Below are 13,988 nucleotides of genomic sequence, written 5' to 3'. Positions count from 1 at the left end.
AGGTAAGTACATGAAACCATTTAAACGAACGTTACTAGCAGGTGCCATCTTAGGCTTAATTGGAACTGTGGCAGGATGTAGTCCTGCGGAAGAAGCGAAACAACCACAACAAGAGCCAAAACCTGAGGCTCAGGTAGAAGAGCAAGCTCAAGCAACTGCGCCTGCGGAAAGTGGTGAAACGATCTATCTGGCTGATACCATCATCACAATGGACGAAGACCAACCTCGTGTAGAGGCGGTTGTAGCGGACGATGACGGTAAGATTGTCTTTGTTGGACAAGAAGCGCAGGCGCTGAAGCAGTTCCCAAATGCGGATAAAATCGATTTAGAAGACAAGGTGATCATGCCTGGCTTTATTGAGCAACATTTGCATCCGTTTCTTGGCGCTCTTACGTTGAGCATGCCAGTCATTGCCCCTGAAGAATGGCAGCTACCAAGTCGTACATGGCCTGCGGTGAATGGACATGAAGAGTATCTGGCCGCGCTGACTGCTGTTGAAAAAGAGATGAAGGATCCAAATGAAGTGTTGTGGACGTGGGGTTACAACAACTTCTTCCATGGTGAATTAACGCGCGCTGATCTTGATAAGATCTCGAAAACACGTCCAATCGGTGTATGGCATCGATCTGCACATGAGTTCTATGTAAACACGGCGTTTGTTGAGAAGTTTGGTCTTAACCAAGCAGGCATCGATAAGCAAGGTAAAGAGGTAGCAGCTCAGTCAGATCTGGAAAATGGGCATTTCTGGGAAGGTGGCGCATTGATTTACTTGTTACCACGTATCTACAAAGATCTTGGTAGTGAAGCAAGATTCCGTGCCGGACTAGAGCAAATGGTAGAAATGCTGCACGAGAAAGGGGTGACGGCTTACAACGAACCTGGCGCGTTTATACCAGAGGATATGGTGGGCCTGTACAAAGAGATCTTGGGGGCTGATGAAACGCCAATGTATTCCTTCTTTACACCAGAGAGTAAGTCACCGTACTTCTTGAAAGGCAAAGAGGGTGTGGTTCAAGCGGTTGAAGAGATCACCCAAACCTTCCCTGATGAAGGCAAAGTTCGCTTCTTCAAAAAACAAGTTAAGCTGTTGTTTGATGGTGCGATCATTTCTCAGCTGATGATGATGAAAGATGGTTATCTTGACGGGCACCATGGCGAGTGGATTCAAAGCCCTCAAGAAGTGGAAGACATTACTAAACTGTTCTGGGAGAAGGATTACCAAATTCTTGTTCATGTAAACGGTGATGAAGGCGTAGAAAAGCTGATTGAAATATTGAAGCGTCGTCAAGCGGAATACCCACGTGAGAACCACCGTTTTACGATTGTTCACTTCGCCAATTCAACTGATGAACAAGTCAAGGAACTGAAAGAGCTCGGTGCGATTATTAGTGTTAACCCATATTACGTAACGGGTTTTGGTGACCGTTTTGGTGAAGTAGGGTTAGGTGAAGAGCGTGCGCACGCTATGGTTCGATTGGCGACGATCGAGAAAGAGCAGATCCCAGTTTCTCTACATTCAGACATGCCAATGGCTCCGGCTGACCCTCTATTACTTGCATGGAGTGCAGCGACACGTCAAACCAACAACGGTAATGTGCTGCGTAAAGATCTTGCGCTCTCTCGTGAAGCCGCACTAAAAGGCATTACCATTGAAGCAGCATATTCTTGGGGCATGGAAGATACGCTCGGTAGTATTGAAGTTGGGAAAGTAGCCAACTTTACGGTACTTGAAGAAGACCCTTACAAAATTGATATCAACAAGCTAAAAGATGTGCCAATTTATGCAACTGTCTTCGAAAGTAAGTTGTTCCCTATCGATAAGTAAGTACTGAGTGTCTAGTTATTTAGAATTAGGTTAGATAAAGGGGCTGCTTGTCATAGAATTGACTGATTCTGACTGTAAGCTGTTATTCAAGTCAGTTTCATAACCTAAACTTTATGAGTATAAAAAATTCATAAAGATAAGAGGAAGCTTCTATGACAAGAACAGCCTCAGCAGTGTTAATACTTTTTTTGATGAGCTCGTACTTTGCCTACAATCGATTTTATGTGTATCCACAGCAGTTAGAGTCGCAAGCTGAGTCGATGTTGATGCAAATGGCCAATCGAGAAGAATGGCTTGATATGTATGAGAGTAAAAAACGTGTTCACGCACATACTGCGCATTTAGAGTTTGCTGCCCATGTAACGTCATCTGATGGACAGAGAGCTTATAGTGAAGGGTACATCACCTATAGTGAGCGGGGACACAATGTCTGCAAAGAAGTGATTTTTAATTTTAAAATCAATTCATTAAGAAACTATAGTATTTCCGATTTGCACGATTGCTCATTGGGTGAGTATTACTGATTTCGCTATGATGATTGAATGATTCAATAAAAACGCCTCCAAATTTGGAGGCGTTTTTAGTTCTGGAACCTGGTAGGTTAATCGAGTGACTTCTTGAAGCGAAGTGAAGCAACAAAGAGACCGATAACGGTAAACCCAAGCAGCCAAAGCGTATCTCGCCAAAGCTCCATCAAATCTGCCCCACGTAACACCACACCGCGAATGATGCGCATAAAGTGAGTCGCTGGGAGCGCTTCGGATATCCATTGTGCTGCAACGGGCATCCCCTCATAGGGGAACATAAATCCTGATAGCAAAATGGATGGCAGCAGAATAAACACTGTCATTTGCATCGCTTGAAGCTGTGTAGTGGCGATGGTTGAGATCACCAGACCTAGGGTTAGACTCGCGGCGATAAATAGTAGAGTTCCGAACAAGATCTGACTAATGGCACCGTTTATCGGCACGCCAAATATCCAGTGACCTAGACCAAGAATGATGAACACCTGAATTAAACCAACGAAGATGTAGGGAATGATCTTTGCCACCATGAGTTCAATGGAATGGATTGGCGTCGTAATCAGTAGCTCCAAATTGCCTCGCTCCCGCTCTCGAACAATGGTTGCACTGGTGAACAAAATCATCGTCATGGTCAGGATTACACCTAATAAACCGGGAACAATGTTCACCGCTGAGCGGCGACTCGGGTTGTAATACAGCGCAACTTCAAAGGTTTTGGTTGGAGCTGGGCGTATCTCAAAATCAAAATCCGTCAACGGCATGGTTTGCAGAGAAAGAATCGCAGAGCTGATCATGGTGTCTGAACCGTCCACAATCCACTGCCCAAGCTCTCTACCTTGCACCATACGTTGGGTTAAATCGCTAGGCAGAATCAAAGCCGCACGAACAATACCATCCTGAATGGCTTGTTCTGCTTGCTCTGCGGTAGCGAAGGTTTCTACCACATCGACCACTTGAGTCACTTTGACGGATTCGGTGATCACGCGCCCGGCGGTACTGCCACTTTGATCGACGACACCAACGGGAATGTTGCGAATATCGGTATTAATGGCAAAGCCGAACAGCAAAAGCTGAATAAGCGGGATCATCACGACCATGCCAAAGGTAATGCGGTCGCGTGAAAGCTGGCGGATCTCTTTGATCATCACCGCTTTCATACGGGCAATAGATTTCATCATTGGCGACCTTCTCCCGTAACACTGACAAACACATCTTCCAAGCTAGGACGAGCAATGTTCATCTCGCAGCCTTCAAGCTCGGGAAAGGTATGGGTTAACCATTCTATCGGTTGTTCGATGCGCTGGTGGATTAAAATGCGCAAGCGGATTCCTAGCTGTGCGGCTGAGCGCACCTCTTCACGTTGAAGGACTTTCTCTTTCAGCTCGCGTAAGTTATCCGCTTTTACTTCAACGATGTTCACGCCCATTTGTGCCATGAGTTCTTCAGGCTCACCATCGGCGCGGATTTCACCCGCTTCCATAATCGCAAGACGATGGCAGCGCTCTGCTTCATCCATGTAGTGCGTTGTGACCAAAATCGTCGTGCCTTGGTCAGAGAGGTCAAACAACTGCTCCCAGAAATCGCGTCGGTTCTCTGGATCTACCGCAGATGTGGGCTCATCGAGAAACAACAGTTCTGGTTTGTGCATTGTCGCTGCGGCGAGAGACAAGCGCTGCTTTTGGCCGCCACTCATTCCGCCGACGCGCTGTTGACGCAGTTGGTCGAGCCCGTAGGTTGATAGTTGTTCTTCGATACGAGCTTTCAGTGCCTTGGTTTCCATACCAAAGATTTGGCCAATAAACTCGAGGTTTTCTTGAACGGTCAGGTCATCATAGAGGGAGAACTTTTGTGTCATGTAACCAATCTTAAGGCGCAGAAGCTCAGATTGTTTAGGGATCTCCAGTCCTAGTACGTCCACATTGCCCTCGCTTGGGCTGAGTAGGCCTGTTAACACACGAATGGTTGTCGATTTACCGCAACCATTGGGGCCAAGAAAGCCATAAATACTGCCTTTGGGCACATTAAGCGTGATGTTGTTGATGGCAGTGAAGTCACCAAACTTTTTCACCACATTTTCAGCTTGAATTGCGTATTCGGTCATTGGCTTACTCCACCAAATCCACTTGTGCAGGGATACCAGAAGGCAAAGATTGCGCAGAATCTTGTAGGTCGACTTCTGCTAGGTACATCAAACGGGAGCGTTCTTCCTCGGTAAGCGCGAAATAAGGCGTAAATGAAGGCTCAGTCGCAACCCAGCGAACGGTGCCGCTATATGTTTGCTCAACGCCATCTACATGCACCTTGACTGCCTTACCCGGCACAAAGTCGACGCGGTAATTCGCTGGTACATATACGCGAGCGTATGGGACGCGGCTGGCTTGTATTACAGCAACAACACCATTAACAGGAACGCGTTCGCCAAGGTTAAACGGTAGGTTGTCGAGTAAGCCGTCACGCGTGGCAGTGATGGTGAGTTCTGCCAGCTTTTGTTCTTGCAGTGCCACATCGGCTTTTGCTGCCATGAGTGCGGCTTTCGCTTGTTCAATATCTTCAGGGCGAGAGCCTGCCGTCAGTTTGCTGAACTCTTCTTGTGAGGAGTCCAACTCTGCACGGGCAGAATCTCTGGCTGCTAAAGCGGTGTCTTTTTCTGATTGGCTGATGAGTTTCTTGCGAACTAACTCCGCTTTACGTTGGTAGTTCTTTTGCGCTTCAACCAATTGAGCTTCCGCTCTGGCAACGCGTGCTTGCGCGGCGGCAATGTCTTCTGGTCGCTCACCATTGGTCAATTTCAAAAGATAAGCGTCAGCCTTGGCTTGTTCGGCGACTGCGTGAGCTAAAATGGCTTCTTGGTTCTTGGTATCGAGCTGAACCAGTACTTCTCCTTCGGTGACTTGGCTACCTTCCTTGATAGGCAGGGCGCGGATTATCTCACTAGAGGTCGCAGTAAAGGTTACGCGGTCACGCTCTAGTGTGCCGAGGGCTTGTTGGCCGTTATCTTTGGAGCAGGCAGTTAAAAGAGTAAGGGCCAAGGAGCCCAGAATGATTCGCTTCATCATGCGACGCTTCCTCTAAGAAGGTGAGCTCGAATTCGTATCAAGCTGCAGAAGAGTGTGGGACGGTATTCAGTGTAACGTGAGTCAGTTTTGTCCGGCTAGGAAGATAATTCCTTCAATATTCATCAATTGATTAATTATCGAAATAGGCTTCACTATTGAATGCGTTTCTAAGAATATTCTTATTCAAATATAGTGGCTTAGCTTAAATAAGGTAGCGTTAGAGAGGATTAGTTGGATAATCGAGATCGGGATCCGATTTTCGGTTTAGCAAGCAAATAAAAAGCCCGGAGGGGGAACATCGGGCTTTTGAGATAAGTTTATCAGGGCGATAAACTAGGGTTACGCAGTTTTGAATTGGCCAACGATTTCTTGTAGACCTACCGCAAGTTCACTTAAGTCTTGGCAAGCAATTGCAGTCTGGCGAGAGCCTGTCGCCACTTCACTCGAGAACTGATTAATGTGCTCAACATTACGATGCAGTTCTTCCGTTACAGAACTTTGCTCACTGCATGCACTTGCGATTTGAATGCTCATTTCCGCAATGTTGTCAGCACCTTGCTCAAGGTGGCTAATTGTTGCACCTGTCTTTTGAGCTTGCTCGACGCAAGCCTGGATGAGGTCACTACTATGCGTTGTAGAAGAGACCGCATCTTTCGAGCAATTTTGAAGCTTACTAATGATGGCTACGATTTCCTCTGTCGATGATTGAGTACGACTTGCAAGAGTTCGTACTTCATCAGCAACCACGGCAAAGCCTCTGCCTTGTTCACCAGCTCGTGCTGCTTCAATTGCTGCGTTTAAAGCAAGCAGGTTGGTTTGTTCAGCGATATCCTGAATAACATCAACTACAACGCTGATGTTGGATGCATCTTGCTCAAGTTCGGTAACCATGGTGCCAACAGACTGAATGGCCACAGATGCTTCTTGAATCTGATCGATACACACTTGAACGACTTCTAAACCCTGTTTAGCGTCGTTTGAAGCGCCATTCGCTGTTTCCGAGGCAGCTTCCGTGTTATTTGCTACTTCATTGACCGTGGCTTGCATCTCATTCATTGCAGTAGCAATTAAGTTGAGTTGTTGCTGTTGCTCATCCATGCCCGAAGAAGTTTGCTCTGAAATGGCGCTAACTTCTTCCGTTGCGGTACTTACCTGAGCTGTTGTTGAAGCAATATTGTCGACTAGGCTAAGAAGCTTCGCTTGCATGTCTACACACGCATCAGCTAATAGGCCCAATTCATCATTGCCGATTTGATCGCGAGGTAATTGATAAGTCAGATCACCTGATGCAATTTTTGATGCCATTTCAACAACATAATTAAGAGGTGTGCAGATTTGTTTGGTTAAGTACATGCCTGCAATAAACATTAAAACTAACAAACCAACAATTGCTGCAATACTGTATTTGATGGCATTATCTACAACAATATTTGCACTATTGATATCTTCAGAAATAAACGTTTGGTTTAATTCAACAAGTCCACGAATTGCGTTAGATAGCTCATTAAACGTAGAGAAACCATTGAGGAGAATTTTGTTCGCTTCATCTACATTGTCATTGAGTAATAATTGAGCGTAGTTATTGTTAAATGCCCGATATTTTGTCCAAGCATCTTTAACTTTATTAAAGGCGTTATGATCTCGTTGGTCCCATAAGCCTTTTTCATATTCATCCAAATACTGGTCAATTTTTTTCTCAGTATTTTCCAAGCCTTTGACCCAACTTTGAAACTCGGGGTGATCAGCATTGGCAAGTAGGGAAAACTCATCTTTTCTAAGAATGCCGAGTTCAATCTCGGTGTTCTTTACCAAAATAACACTTGGTACCGTTGTTTCTGAAAATACAACCAACTTGCCTTCAATTGATTGTATTTGAGAAGCAAAAAATAATGACAGCGCTATAACTGAGAATGCAATAACTAAAATCAGCGCTCCGATTTTTTTTCTAACACTTAAATTGGATAAATTCATAATTTCACTGAATGTATAGGTTGTAAAAGATCGGATTCTAATTCTTAGAATAATAATATTATGTGATGGTTGTCTCGAAATTTTTTAATGCGCTGTAAAATAAGTTGGTTATCAAGTTATTGATATTTAGTTATTTTAAGTGAAGGACAATGTATATATAAATAATAAACTCAATTATTATTTAGGTAAATAGTTATTTTAGAGTTTATTAATATAAGGTGGTTAACTGTGAAATGCCAGAAATTTATTCCCTTTGTTTATCGTCACATTTCACCATGAAACAAGAACTATAGCCTTGCAGTCCCCACGAAGAGTAGGCAAAGTCATCCCTTTAATCCCTCTTAGGTTTAGTTTTCATGGAAGTTAGCAACAGCTTACGTTTTTTGGTTGGTACATACACAGATTCTTTGAGCAAAGGAATTGAGTCTATTTCATTAGATACAGTGACTGGCCAACTATCGAGTCACTCAACTTTGTTGAATACCTCTAATCCTTCATATTTGCACCTGACCAAAAATGGCTTATATAGTTTTAATGAAGTGGAAGAAGCAGATGGCGCCCAGCTTATTTTTTTGACCAAGCAGCAAACTCATTATCTTGATATCAATGGCGACTATCCTTGTCATTTAGACTCTGACAGTGCAGAGAGTTTGCTTGCTGTGGCTAATTATGGATCAGGGAATGTGAGTGTTTACCAACTTGATAGTGAGGGTAAACCATTAAACCTGATAGCAAACTTATTCAACGAAGGTAGTGGCCCAAATTTACAGCGACAAACTTCACCGCACGCGCATCAAGTCAAGTTTTTGCGTCAGAGTTCCGAGTTATGGGTTGTCGATCTTGGCGCTGATCGTGTGTACATCTATGGCTATGCGGATAGTCAATTTGAGTTACGCCAATCAATAGAATTGCCTGCGGGCGCAGGGCCTCGACATTTAGTATTAAATAAGAACGAAGACATTGCTTACATCGTTTGCGAGCTGTCTGAAACACTCGTTACGCTAACAAAACAGGATAATGAATGGTGTATTGAACATGAATGTGATCTTTTAAATGATAGCGAGAAAGGAGAGGCGGCGGCTGCAATTAAGCTTTCTTCGTGTGAGCAATTCTTATACGTATCGTGTCGGCACCAAAATAGAATTGTGCTATTCGATGTGAAGAGTGGGCAACCAGAAAGAATCAATGATATTGATTGTGGCGGGGCGTTTCCCCGAGATTTCACGATCAGTTCTGATGGTAAGTGGTTAGTTGTTGCAAATCAGCATTCAAATAATATTGTTAGTTTCCAACGTGATGAACAGAGTGGGATGTTTAAGCCAACAGGGTTTGAAATTGAAATAGGCTCGCCAGTTTGTATCCTTGAGAGCAATACAAAAAATACCCAAGCTTTCTAAAATTGTTTGGATAACTGTTGTTCACAAAAAACGCTCCGAAAGTCGGAGCGTTTTTAGTCGGTTAGATGAGTGGTCATTGGTTATGCCAGTTTTAACTCAGCTAATACGTGATGCAGTGAAGGGACAATCGCATGACCAAACCCGCGGACTTCGTCACAAGGCTCGACGAGGTCTGGAATCTGAAATGTAATCATCTTAGCTGAGACTGCAGAACGAACGCCATTATTGGAGTCTTCAAAGGCTAAGCACTTTGTTGGGTCAACGTTTAAGCGGCTTGCTGCAAGTAAGTAGATTTCTGGATCCGGTTTTCCGTGCGTGACCTCACAACCTGTAGTTAGGTTGTCAAAGTATTTACTTAGGCCAGCCAGTTCCAGTTTTTTCTTCGCAACTTCATTAGCGGTTGATGTCGCTACTGCAGTCGGGATGCCATTCTTTTTCAACCATTCCAGTAATTCTATGACCCCTTGCTTTACTGGGATGGCTTGGTGTTGTACTACTGCGTTGTAGCGAGTGCGCCACTCCTTGTGCAGACGATCAAGGTCTTCGCCATAAGCTTTACGGAAAATTACCTCGATTCCAGCCGCGTTGCGACCAATGATGGAGAGGTAGACGTCTTCATGAAATGGTAGGTTCTGAACTTCACACGCTTGTTTAAAAATGCGCATGCAAACTCGCTCAGTATCGAGTAGTAGACCATCCATGTCGAATATAGCAGCTTGGTAATTCATCACTTTACGACTTGTCGGTTGAGATAGTGTATTTTGACATAAGCTAACGGAATTTTCTTGGGTTATTCTATTTACTTACTTGCTTTTTACTTTATACCCAAACGCTTCGCTAATCGGTGTAAGTTGCCGTTGTCCAGTTCCAACTGACGTGCCGTTGCTGCCCAGTTACCTTGGTTCTCTTCCAGTGCTCGAACAATCATTGCTTTCTGGAATGAGTCTGTGGCTTCTTTCAATCCGCCTTCTGGCAGCTCTAGCCCAGAGTTTTGCTCCGCTTCCTCGACGTTTTTGATGTTCTGATTCGGTGTTCGGATGTCAAAATCTTGCTCAACTAACTCAATGTTCATAGCGTGGGTACGTGCTTTTGCCAAAACACCAGCACGTTTAATGACATGTTCAAGTTCTCGTACGTTGCCAGGCCATGAATAGTCTTTGAGTGCCTGCACCAAAGTGGGGGACAAACGAATGCTGTTCAGTCCCAGTTTGCTTCTTAAATGTTCGGCAAAAAAGCCTGCTAGTAACACCACATCGTCTTCACGTTCACGAAGAGGTGGAACATGAAGCGGGAAGACGCTTAAACGATGATACAAGTCGGCTCGGAAACGGCCTGCCGTGACTTCCTCATGTAAAACACGGTTGGTCGCAGCGACAATGCGCGTGTTGACTCGGATATGGCGGTCATCACCTACGCGTTGGATGTCGCCATATTGCAGGGCGCGAAGTAACTTGGCTTGCAGCTCTAACGACAGTTCGCCGACTTCATCCAAAAACAGTGTGCCGCCATCGGCTTGTTCGAACTTACCTTTTCGATTGCTGATGGCCCCAGTAAACGCGCCTTTTATGTGCCCAAACAGCTCACTTTCAGCAACCGATTCTGGCAACGCTGCACAGTTTAGGTAAACCAAAGTATTACCAGAGCGACTGGATCGATGATGAATAGCATTAGCGACTAACTCTTTACCCACTCCTGTCTCGCCCGTAATCAGCACAGACAATTCAGTATCGGCGACTGCATCAATCTGCTCTTGAAGATTTTTCATGCCTTGAGAATGACCAATGATTTCATTGCTCAAGGTACGTTTCTCAGCGTAAGAGTCACGTGGCAAGCTCGCTTGTGTTTCTAATTGCTCTAGTAGGAGTGCAGTGTGCAAGCCACCTGCTGCCAATGCACTGACAAAACGCAATTCTTGATTGCGCAGCCCATCAAATTGATTAGGGTCGAAGGCATCGATCGTTATTGCGCCAATCAGTTGATCGTCGATTAACAAAGGTAAGCCAATACACGAATGGACATGCAGTTTGTCTTCGTGGTTTGGGATCAAGCCATCATAAGGATCAGGTAAGTCGCTGTCAGAGGGAAAGCGCACGATGTCGCCTGCTCGGGCAATGGCTTCTAATCTTGGATGCTGCTCAATGGAGAAACGGCGCCCCAAAACTTCTTTCGCCAAACCATTAATTGCTAACGGTTTAAAGTGCTGATCTTCATACAAAAGCAGGGCAGAAGAGTCACACTTCAATACCTCTCGAATCGTTGTTAATAACGTATCGAAGCGAGCCTGTTGAGTGAGCGCTGAGTTAAGGTCTTGCGTAATGTGTAGCCATTGCGCGATTAAAGAAGTCATAGCCAATACCAGTTGTGTCAATATGACTATTGTAGTGTCTTAATGACACTTTTCAACTGTGTCTAAATGACAGTTGTTAAAGTTGGGTTTGAATTAAAGTATTGAAATATATAGCAATTAAAAGTTGGCACGCCCAGTGCAATACAAGAAGAAATTATTTTTGTTTATCCCGTCATTCAAGGTAGTAATTATGACAATTCACGTAAAAAACAACATTCACTGGGTAGGTCAACGCGATTGGGAAGTTCAAGACTTCCACGGTACAGAATACAAAATGACAAAAGGTACCAGCTACAACAGTTATCTAATTCGTGAAGAAAAAACCGTACTGATTGATACGGTCGATCATCGATTCAGTCAACAATTCATCCAAAATTTAGAAATGGAAATCGACCTTAAGTCTATCGACTTTATCGTAGTAAACCATGCTGAAGAAGATCACTCAGGCGCATTATCGGCTTTGATGGAGAAGATTCCGAACACGCCAATTTACTGTACAGAAGCGGCGATTGATTCGATTGTGGGTCATCACCACCACCCTGAGTGGAACTTCAAAACCGTAAAAACGGGCGACAGCATCGATATTGGTAACGGTAAGCAATTGGTGTTCGTGGAAGCGCCGATGCTGCATTGGCCGGACAGCATGATGACTTACCTAACTGGTGATGCGGTGCTATTCAGTAACGATGCGTTTGGTCAGCACTACTGCGATGAACGCCTATTCAATGATGAAGTGGATCAAAATGAGTTGATGGAACAGTGTCTACGTTACTACTCAAATATCCTAACGCCATTCAGCAGTTTGGTAACCGCCAAAATCAAAGAAGTGCTGAGCTTCAATCTACCTGTCGATATGATTGCGACGTCTCACGGTATTGTATGGCGTGATAACCCAGTCCAAATCATCGAACAGTACCTTGAGTGGGCGGACAATTATCAAGAAGATCGCATCACAATTTTCTACGACTCGATGTCGAACAATACTCGAATGATGGCAGATGCAATTGCACAGGGCATTCATGATGTTGATCCTGGTGTCGCAGTCAAAGTCTTCAATGTATCTAAGCAAGATAAGAATGAAATTCTCGCCAATGTATTCTGCTCAAAAGGCATCTTGGTAGGTTCATCTACCATGAATAATGTCATGATGCCTAAGATTGCTGGCATGCTAGAAGAAATTACTGGCCTACGTTTTAAAGCGAAGAAAGCCGCTGCATTCGGCAGCTACGGGTGGAATGGTGGTGCGGTAGACCGTATCCATGCTCGATTGACTGACGCAGGCTTTGAAACAGCGGTGAGCTTGAAAACCAAATGGCGACCAGATGGTAAAGCAATGCGAGAGTGCCGCGAGCACGGTCAGAACATCGCGAAACTGTGGGCGAAGCGTGACCTGACAAGTCCTGTTCTTGCTCCGGCGATTGCTGCGTCTGCACCACAACTTCAATCACAACCCATCGCGCCAGCGACAACACAAGCGGTAGTAGAAGTTGCTGCCAGCAACCCTAGCACCGAGGCACATCCCGCAGATTGTCAATGCATGGTTTGCACCGTTTGTAATTGGGTGTATGACCCGGCGCAAGGCGAGCCTAACCAAGGTGTTGAACCAGGTACCGCTTGGTCTGAAGTTCCGGATTACTTCTTGTGTCCAGAATGCCATTTGGGTAAAGACGTCTTTGTCGAATACAACGGTTAAGGAGGTAAACATGCAAGCACCCATTGTGATTATTGGTAGTGGCTTTGCGGCTTACCAATTGGTGAAAATTGTGCGTCGAATGAACGCAGATATTCCATTGCAAGTGTTTACTGCCGATGATGGCGCTGAATACAACAAGCCTGATTTGAGTCATGTATTTAGCAAGAAGCAAACCGCCCAAGACTTAGTGGTCAAAAGTGGTGAGGCGTTTGCACAGGAACACAAAATCGAACTATTCGCCCATTCCTTGATTGAGCATGTCGACGTGCAAGCTCAGCAAGTAGTCGCCAATGGTCAAACCTATCCTTACTCCAAACTGGTGTTTGCGACAGGCGCGAAAGCCTTTGTGCCGGCAATATCTGGTGATGCAGCACCGAAGGTGATAACGCTGAACTCGCTACAAGAATATCAATTAGCGGAAGAGCAAATCAGCCGCGCGAAACGAATTCTAGTAATTGGTGGTGGTTTGATCGGCGTCGAGATCGCCATGGATCTCGCAACCAGTGGTAAAGCGGTTACGGTGGTTGAGCCAAATCCCCGTTTGCTCGCTAACTTGATTCCTGAATTCGTCGCATTGCCGCTCGAAAACCAACTTAAGCAGCAAGGTATTCAACTTGCCTTGGAGGCTGGGGTTGTCGCGATCAATCACTCAGATGATTCGCTGGTGGCAAGCTTGAGCAAAGGTAAAGCAATCGAAGCCGATGTAGTGATTTCAGCGGCGGGTCTACGTGCTAACACTTGGTTAGCGAAGGCTTGTGGGTTGCGTGTCAATAAAGGCATCGAGGTGGATGCTCGATTACAGACGTCAGTAGCCAATGTGTTTGCATTAGGTGATTGTGCTGAGATTCAAGGCCGAATGATGCCGTATCTCCAACCAATCGTGCTAAGCGCCAATGTGTTAGGCAAGCAACTATTGGGACAAGAAGCAGAGTTGAAGCTACCGCCTATGATGGTGAAGGTGAAAACGCCGAGTTATCCAATTCAATTGGCGGGCGATTTTAGTTCAGTGACGAATTGGAGCGTGCAGATTTCTCAAACTGGTATTGCCGCAAAGGCTGAAGATGAAAATAGCCGACTCATGGGCTTCATCGTGACGGGAGAACAAGTTACGCAAGCATTTCCATTACTTCGAGAGTTGTCTCAATCCGCTCAGGCTTAACCGATTTAAACGAAAA

At 45.1% G+C, this 13,988-nt stretch carries 11 protein-coding genes; 5 read left to right on the top strand and 6 right to left on the bottom strand.

Annotated features, from left to right (window positions below; genetic code table 11):
• Positions 1-10: 10 nt before the first annotated feature.
• Positions 11-1,825 carry an amidohydrolase gene (locus ACTS60_RS18235; RefSeq protein WP_440889389.1) on the top strand — a complete coding sequence of 605 codons (1,815 nt, stop codon included), beginning with the start codon at positions 11-13 and terminating at the stop codon, positions 1,823-1,825.
• A 152-nt stretch (positions 1,826-1,977) separates the two neighbouring features.
• Entirely contained in the window at positions 1,978-2,349 is a 372-nt protein-coding gene (locus ACTS60_RS18230; protein WP_010452786.1) for a hypothetical protein, read from the top strand.
• Between the two features lie 77 nt (positions 2,350-2,426).
• Here the strand turns inward: ACTS60_RS18230 and ACTS60_RS18225 are convergent, their stop codons facing one another.
• The 4 genes from ACTS60_RS18225 to ACTS60_RS18210 all read right to left on the bottom strand — a co-directional run bounded on the left by ACTS60_RS18225 (position 2,427) and on the right by ACTS60_RS18210 (position 7,376).
• A complete protein-coding gene (locus ACTS60_RS18225) occupies positions 2,427-3,524 on the bottom strand; it encodes an ABC transporter permease (RefSeq protein WP_440889603.1) in 1,098 nt (365 codons plus the stop codon).
• A complete protein-coding gene (locus ACTS60_RS18220) occupies positions 3,524-4,450 on the bottom strand; it encodes an ABC transporter ATP-binding protein (RefSeq protein WP_440889388.1) in 927 nt (308 codons plus the stop codon). The genes ACTS60_RS18225 and ACTS60_RS18220 overlap by 1 nt, the downstream gene beginning before the upstream one ends.
• A 4-nt stretch (positions 4,451-4,454) precedes the next feature.
• A complete protein-coding gene (locus ACTS60_RS18215) occupies positions 4,455-5,405 on the bottom strand; it encodes an HlyD family secretion protein (RefSeq protein ID WP_440889387.1) in 951 nt (316 codons plus the stop codon).
• A 339-nt stretch (positions 5,406-5,744) separates the two neighbouring features.
• Complete coding sequence (locus ACTS60_RS18210) at positions 5,745-7,376, bottom strand: methyl-accepting chemotaxis protein (RefSeq protein ID WP_440889386.1); 1,632 nt, start codon at positions 7,374-7,376, stop codon at positions 5,745-5,747.
• A gap of 356 nt (positions 7,377-7,732) precedes the next feature.
• Between ACTS60_RS18210 and ACTS60_RS18205 the strand changes: the two genes are divergently transcribed.
• Positions 7,733-8,773 carry a lactonase family protein gene (locus ACTS60_RS18205; RefSeq protein ID WP_440889385.1) on the top strand — a complete coding sequence of 347 codons (1,041 nt, stop codon included), beginning with the start codon at positions 7,733-7,735 and terminating at the stop codon, positions 8,771-8,773.
• Positions 8,774-8,853: 80 nt separating this feature from the next.
• Here ACTS60_RS18205 and ACTS60_RS18200 read toward each other — a convergent pair whose 3' ends face one another.
• A complete protein-coding gene (locus tag ACTS60_RS18200) occupies positions 8,854-9,501 on the bottom strand; it encodes an HAD family hydrolase (protein ID WP_010452773.1) in 648 nt (215 codons plus the stop codon).
• A gap of 86 nt (positions 9,502-9,587) precedes the next feature.
• Positions 9,588-11,120, bottom strand: a complete 1,533-nt coding sequence (gene norR, locus ACTS60_RS18195; protein WP_409384186.1) for a nitric oxide reductase transcriptional regulator NorR — start codon at positions 11,118-11,120, stop codon at positions 9,588-9,590.
• A gap of 190 nt (positions 11,121-11,310) precedes the next feature.
• On the opposite strand from norR, the gene norV reads away from it, so the two are divergent.
• Positions 11,311-12,813, top strand: coding sequence for an anaerobic nitric oxide reductase flavorubredoxin (gene norV, locus ACTS60_RS18190; RefSeq protein ID WP_440889384.1), 1,503 nt, complete (start codon positions 11,311-11,313; stop codon positions 12,811-12,813).
• A 10-nt stretch (positions 12,814-12,823) separates the two neighbouring features.
• Positions 12,824-13,972, top strand: coding sequence for an NADH:flavorubredoxin reductase NorW (gene norW, locus ACTS60_RS18185; protein ID WP_440889383.1), 1,149 nt, complete (start codon positions 12,824-12,826; stop codon positions 13,970-13,972).
• Positions 13,973-13,988 lie beyond the last annotated feature (16 nt).

It is taken from the genome of Vibrio sp. WZ-1, assembly GCF_052037695.1.
Classification (GTDB): domain Bacteria; phylum Pseudomonadota; class Gammaproteobacteria; order Enterobacterales; family Vibrionaceae; genus Vibrio.
The sequence above is the reverse complement of the archived record's forward strand: the minus strand, read 5'-3'. Positions and strand labels throughout refer to the sequence as shown.

What these genes read in the sequence shown, in the direction of transcription:
- ACTS60_RS18235 (WP_440889389.1), top strand. Translation starts at nt 11, where the DNA reads ATGAAACCATTTAAACGAACGTTACTAGCAGGTGCCATCTTAGGCTTA.
- ACTS60_RS18230 (WP_010452786.1), top strand. Translation starts at nt 1,978, where the DNA reads ATGACAAGAACAGCCTCAGCAGTGTTAATACTTTTTTTGATGAGCTCG.
- ACTS60_RS18225 (WP_440889603.1), bottom strand. Translation starts at nt 3,524, where the DNA reads ATGAAATCTATTGCCCGTATGAAAGCGGTGATGATCAAAGAGATCCGC.
- ACTS60_RS18220 (WP_440889388.1), bottom strand. Translation starts at nt 4,450, where the DNA reads ATGACCGAATACGCAATTCAAGCTGAAAATGTGGTGAAAAAGTTTGGT.
- ACTS60_RS18215 (WP_440889387.1), bottom strand. Translation starts at nt 5,405, where the DNA reads ATGATGAAGCGAATCATTCTGGGCTCCTTGGCCCTTACTCTTTTAACT.
- ACTS60_RS18210 (WP_440889386.1), bottom strand. Translation starts at nt 7,376, where the DNA reads ATGAATTTATCCAATTTAAGTGTTAGAAAAAAAATCGGAGCGCTGATT.
- ACTS60_RS18205 (WP_440889385.1), top strand. Translation starts at nt 7,733, where the DNA reads ATGGAAGTTAGCAACAGCTTACGTTTTTTGGTTGGTACATACACAGAT.
- ACTS60_RS18200 (WP_010452773.1), bottom strand. Translation starts at nt 9,501, where the DNA reads ATGAATTACCAAGCTGCTATATTCGACATGGATGGTCTACTACTCGAT.
- norR (WP_409384186.1), bottom strand. Translation starts at nt 11,120, where the DNA reads ATGACTTCTTTAATCGCGCAATGGCTACACATTACGCAAGACCTTAAC.
- norV (WP_440889384.1), top strand. Translation starts at nt 11,311, where the DNA reads ATGACAATTCACGTAAAAAACAACATTCACTGGGTAGGTCAACGCGAT.
- norW (WP_440889383.1), top strand. Translation starts at nt 12,824, where the DNA reads ATGCAAGCACCCATTGTGATTATTGGTAGTGGCTTTGCGGCTTACCAA.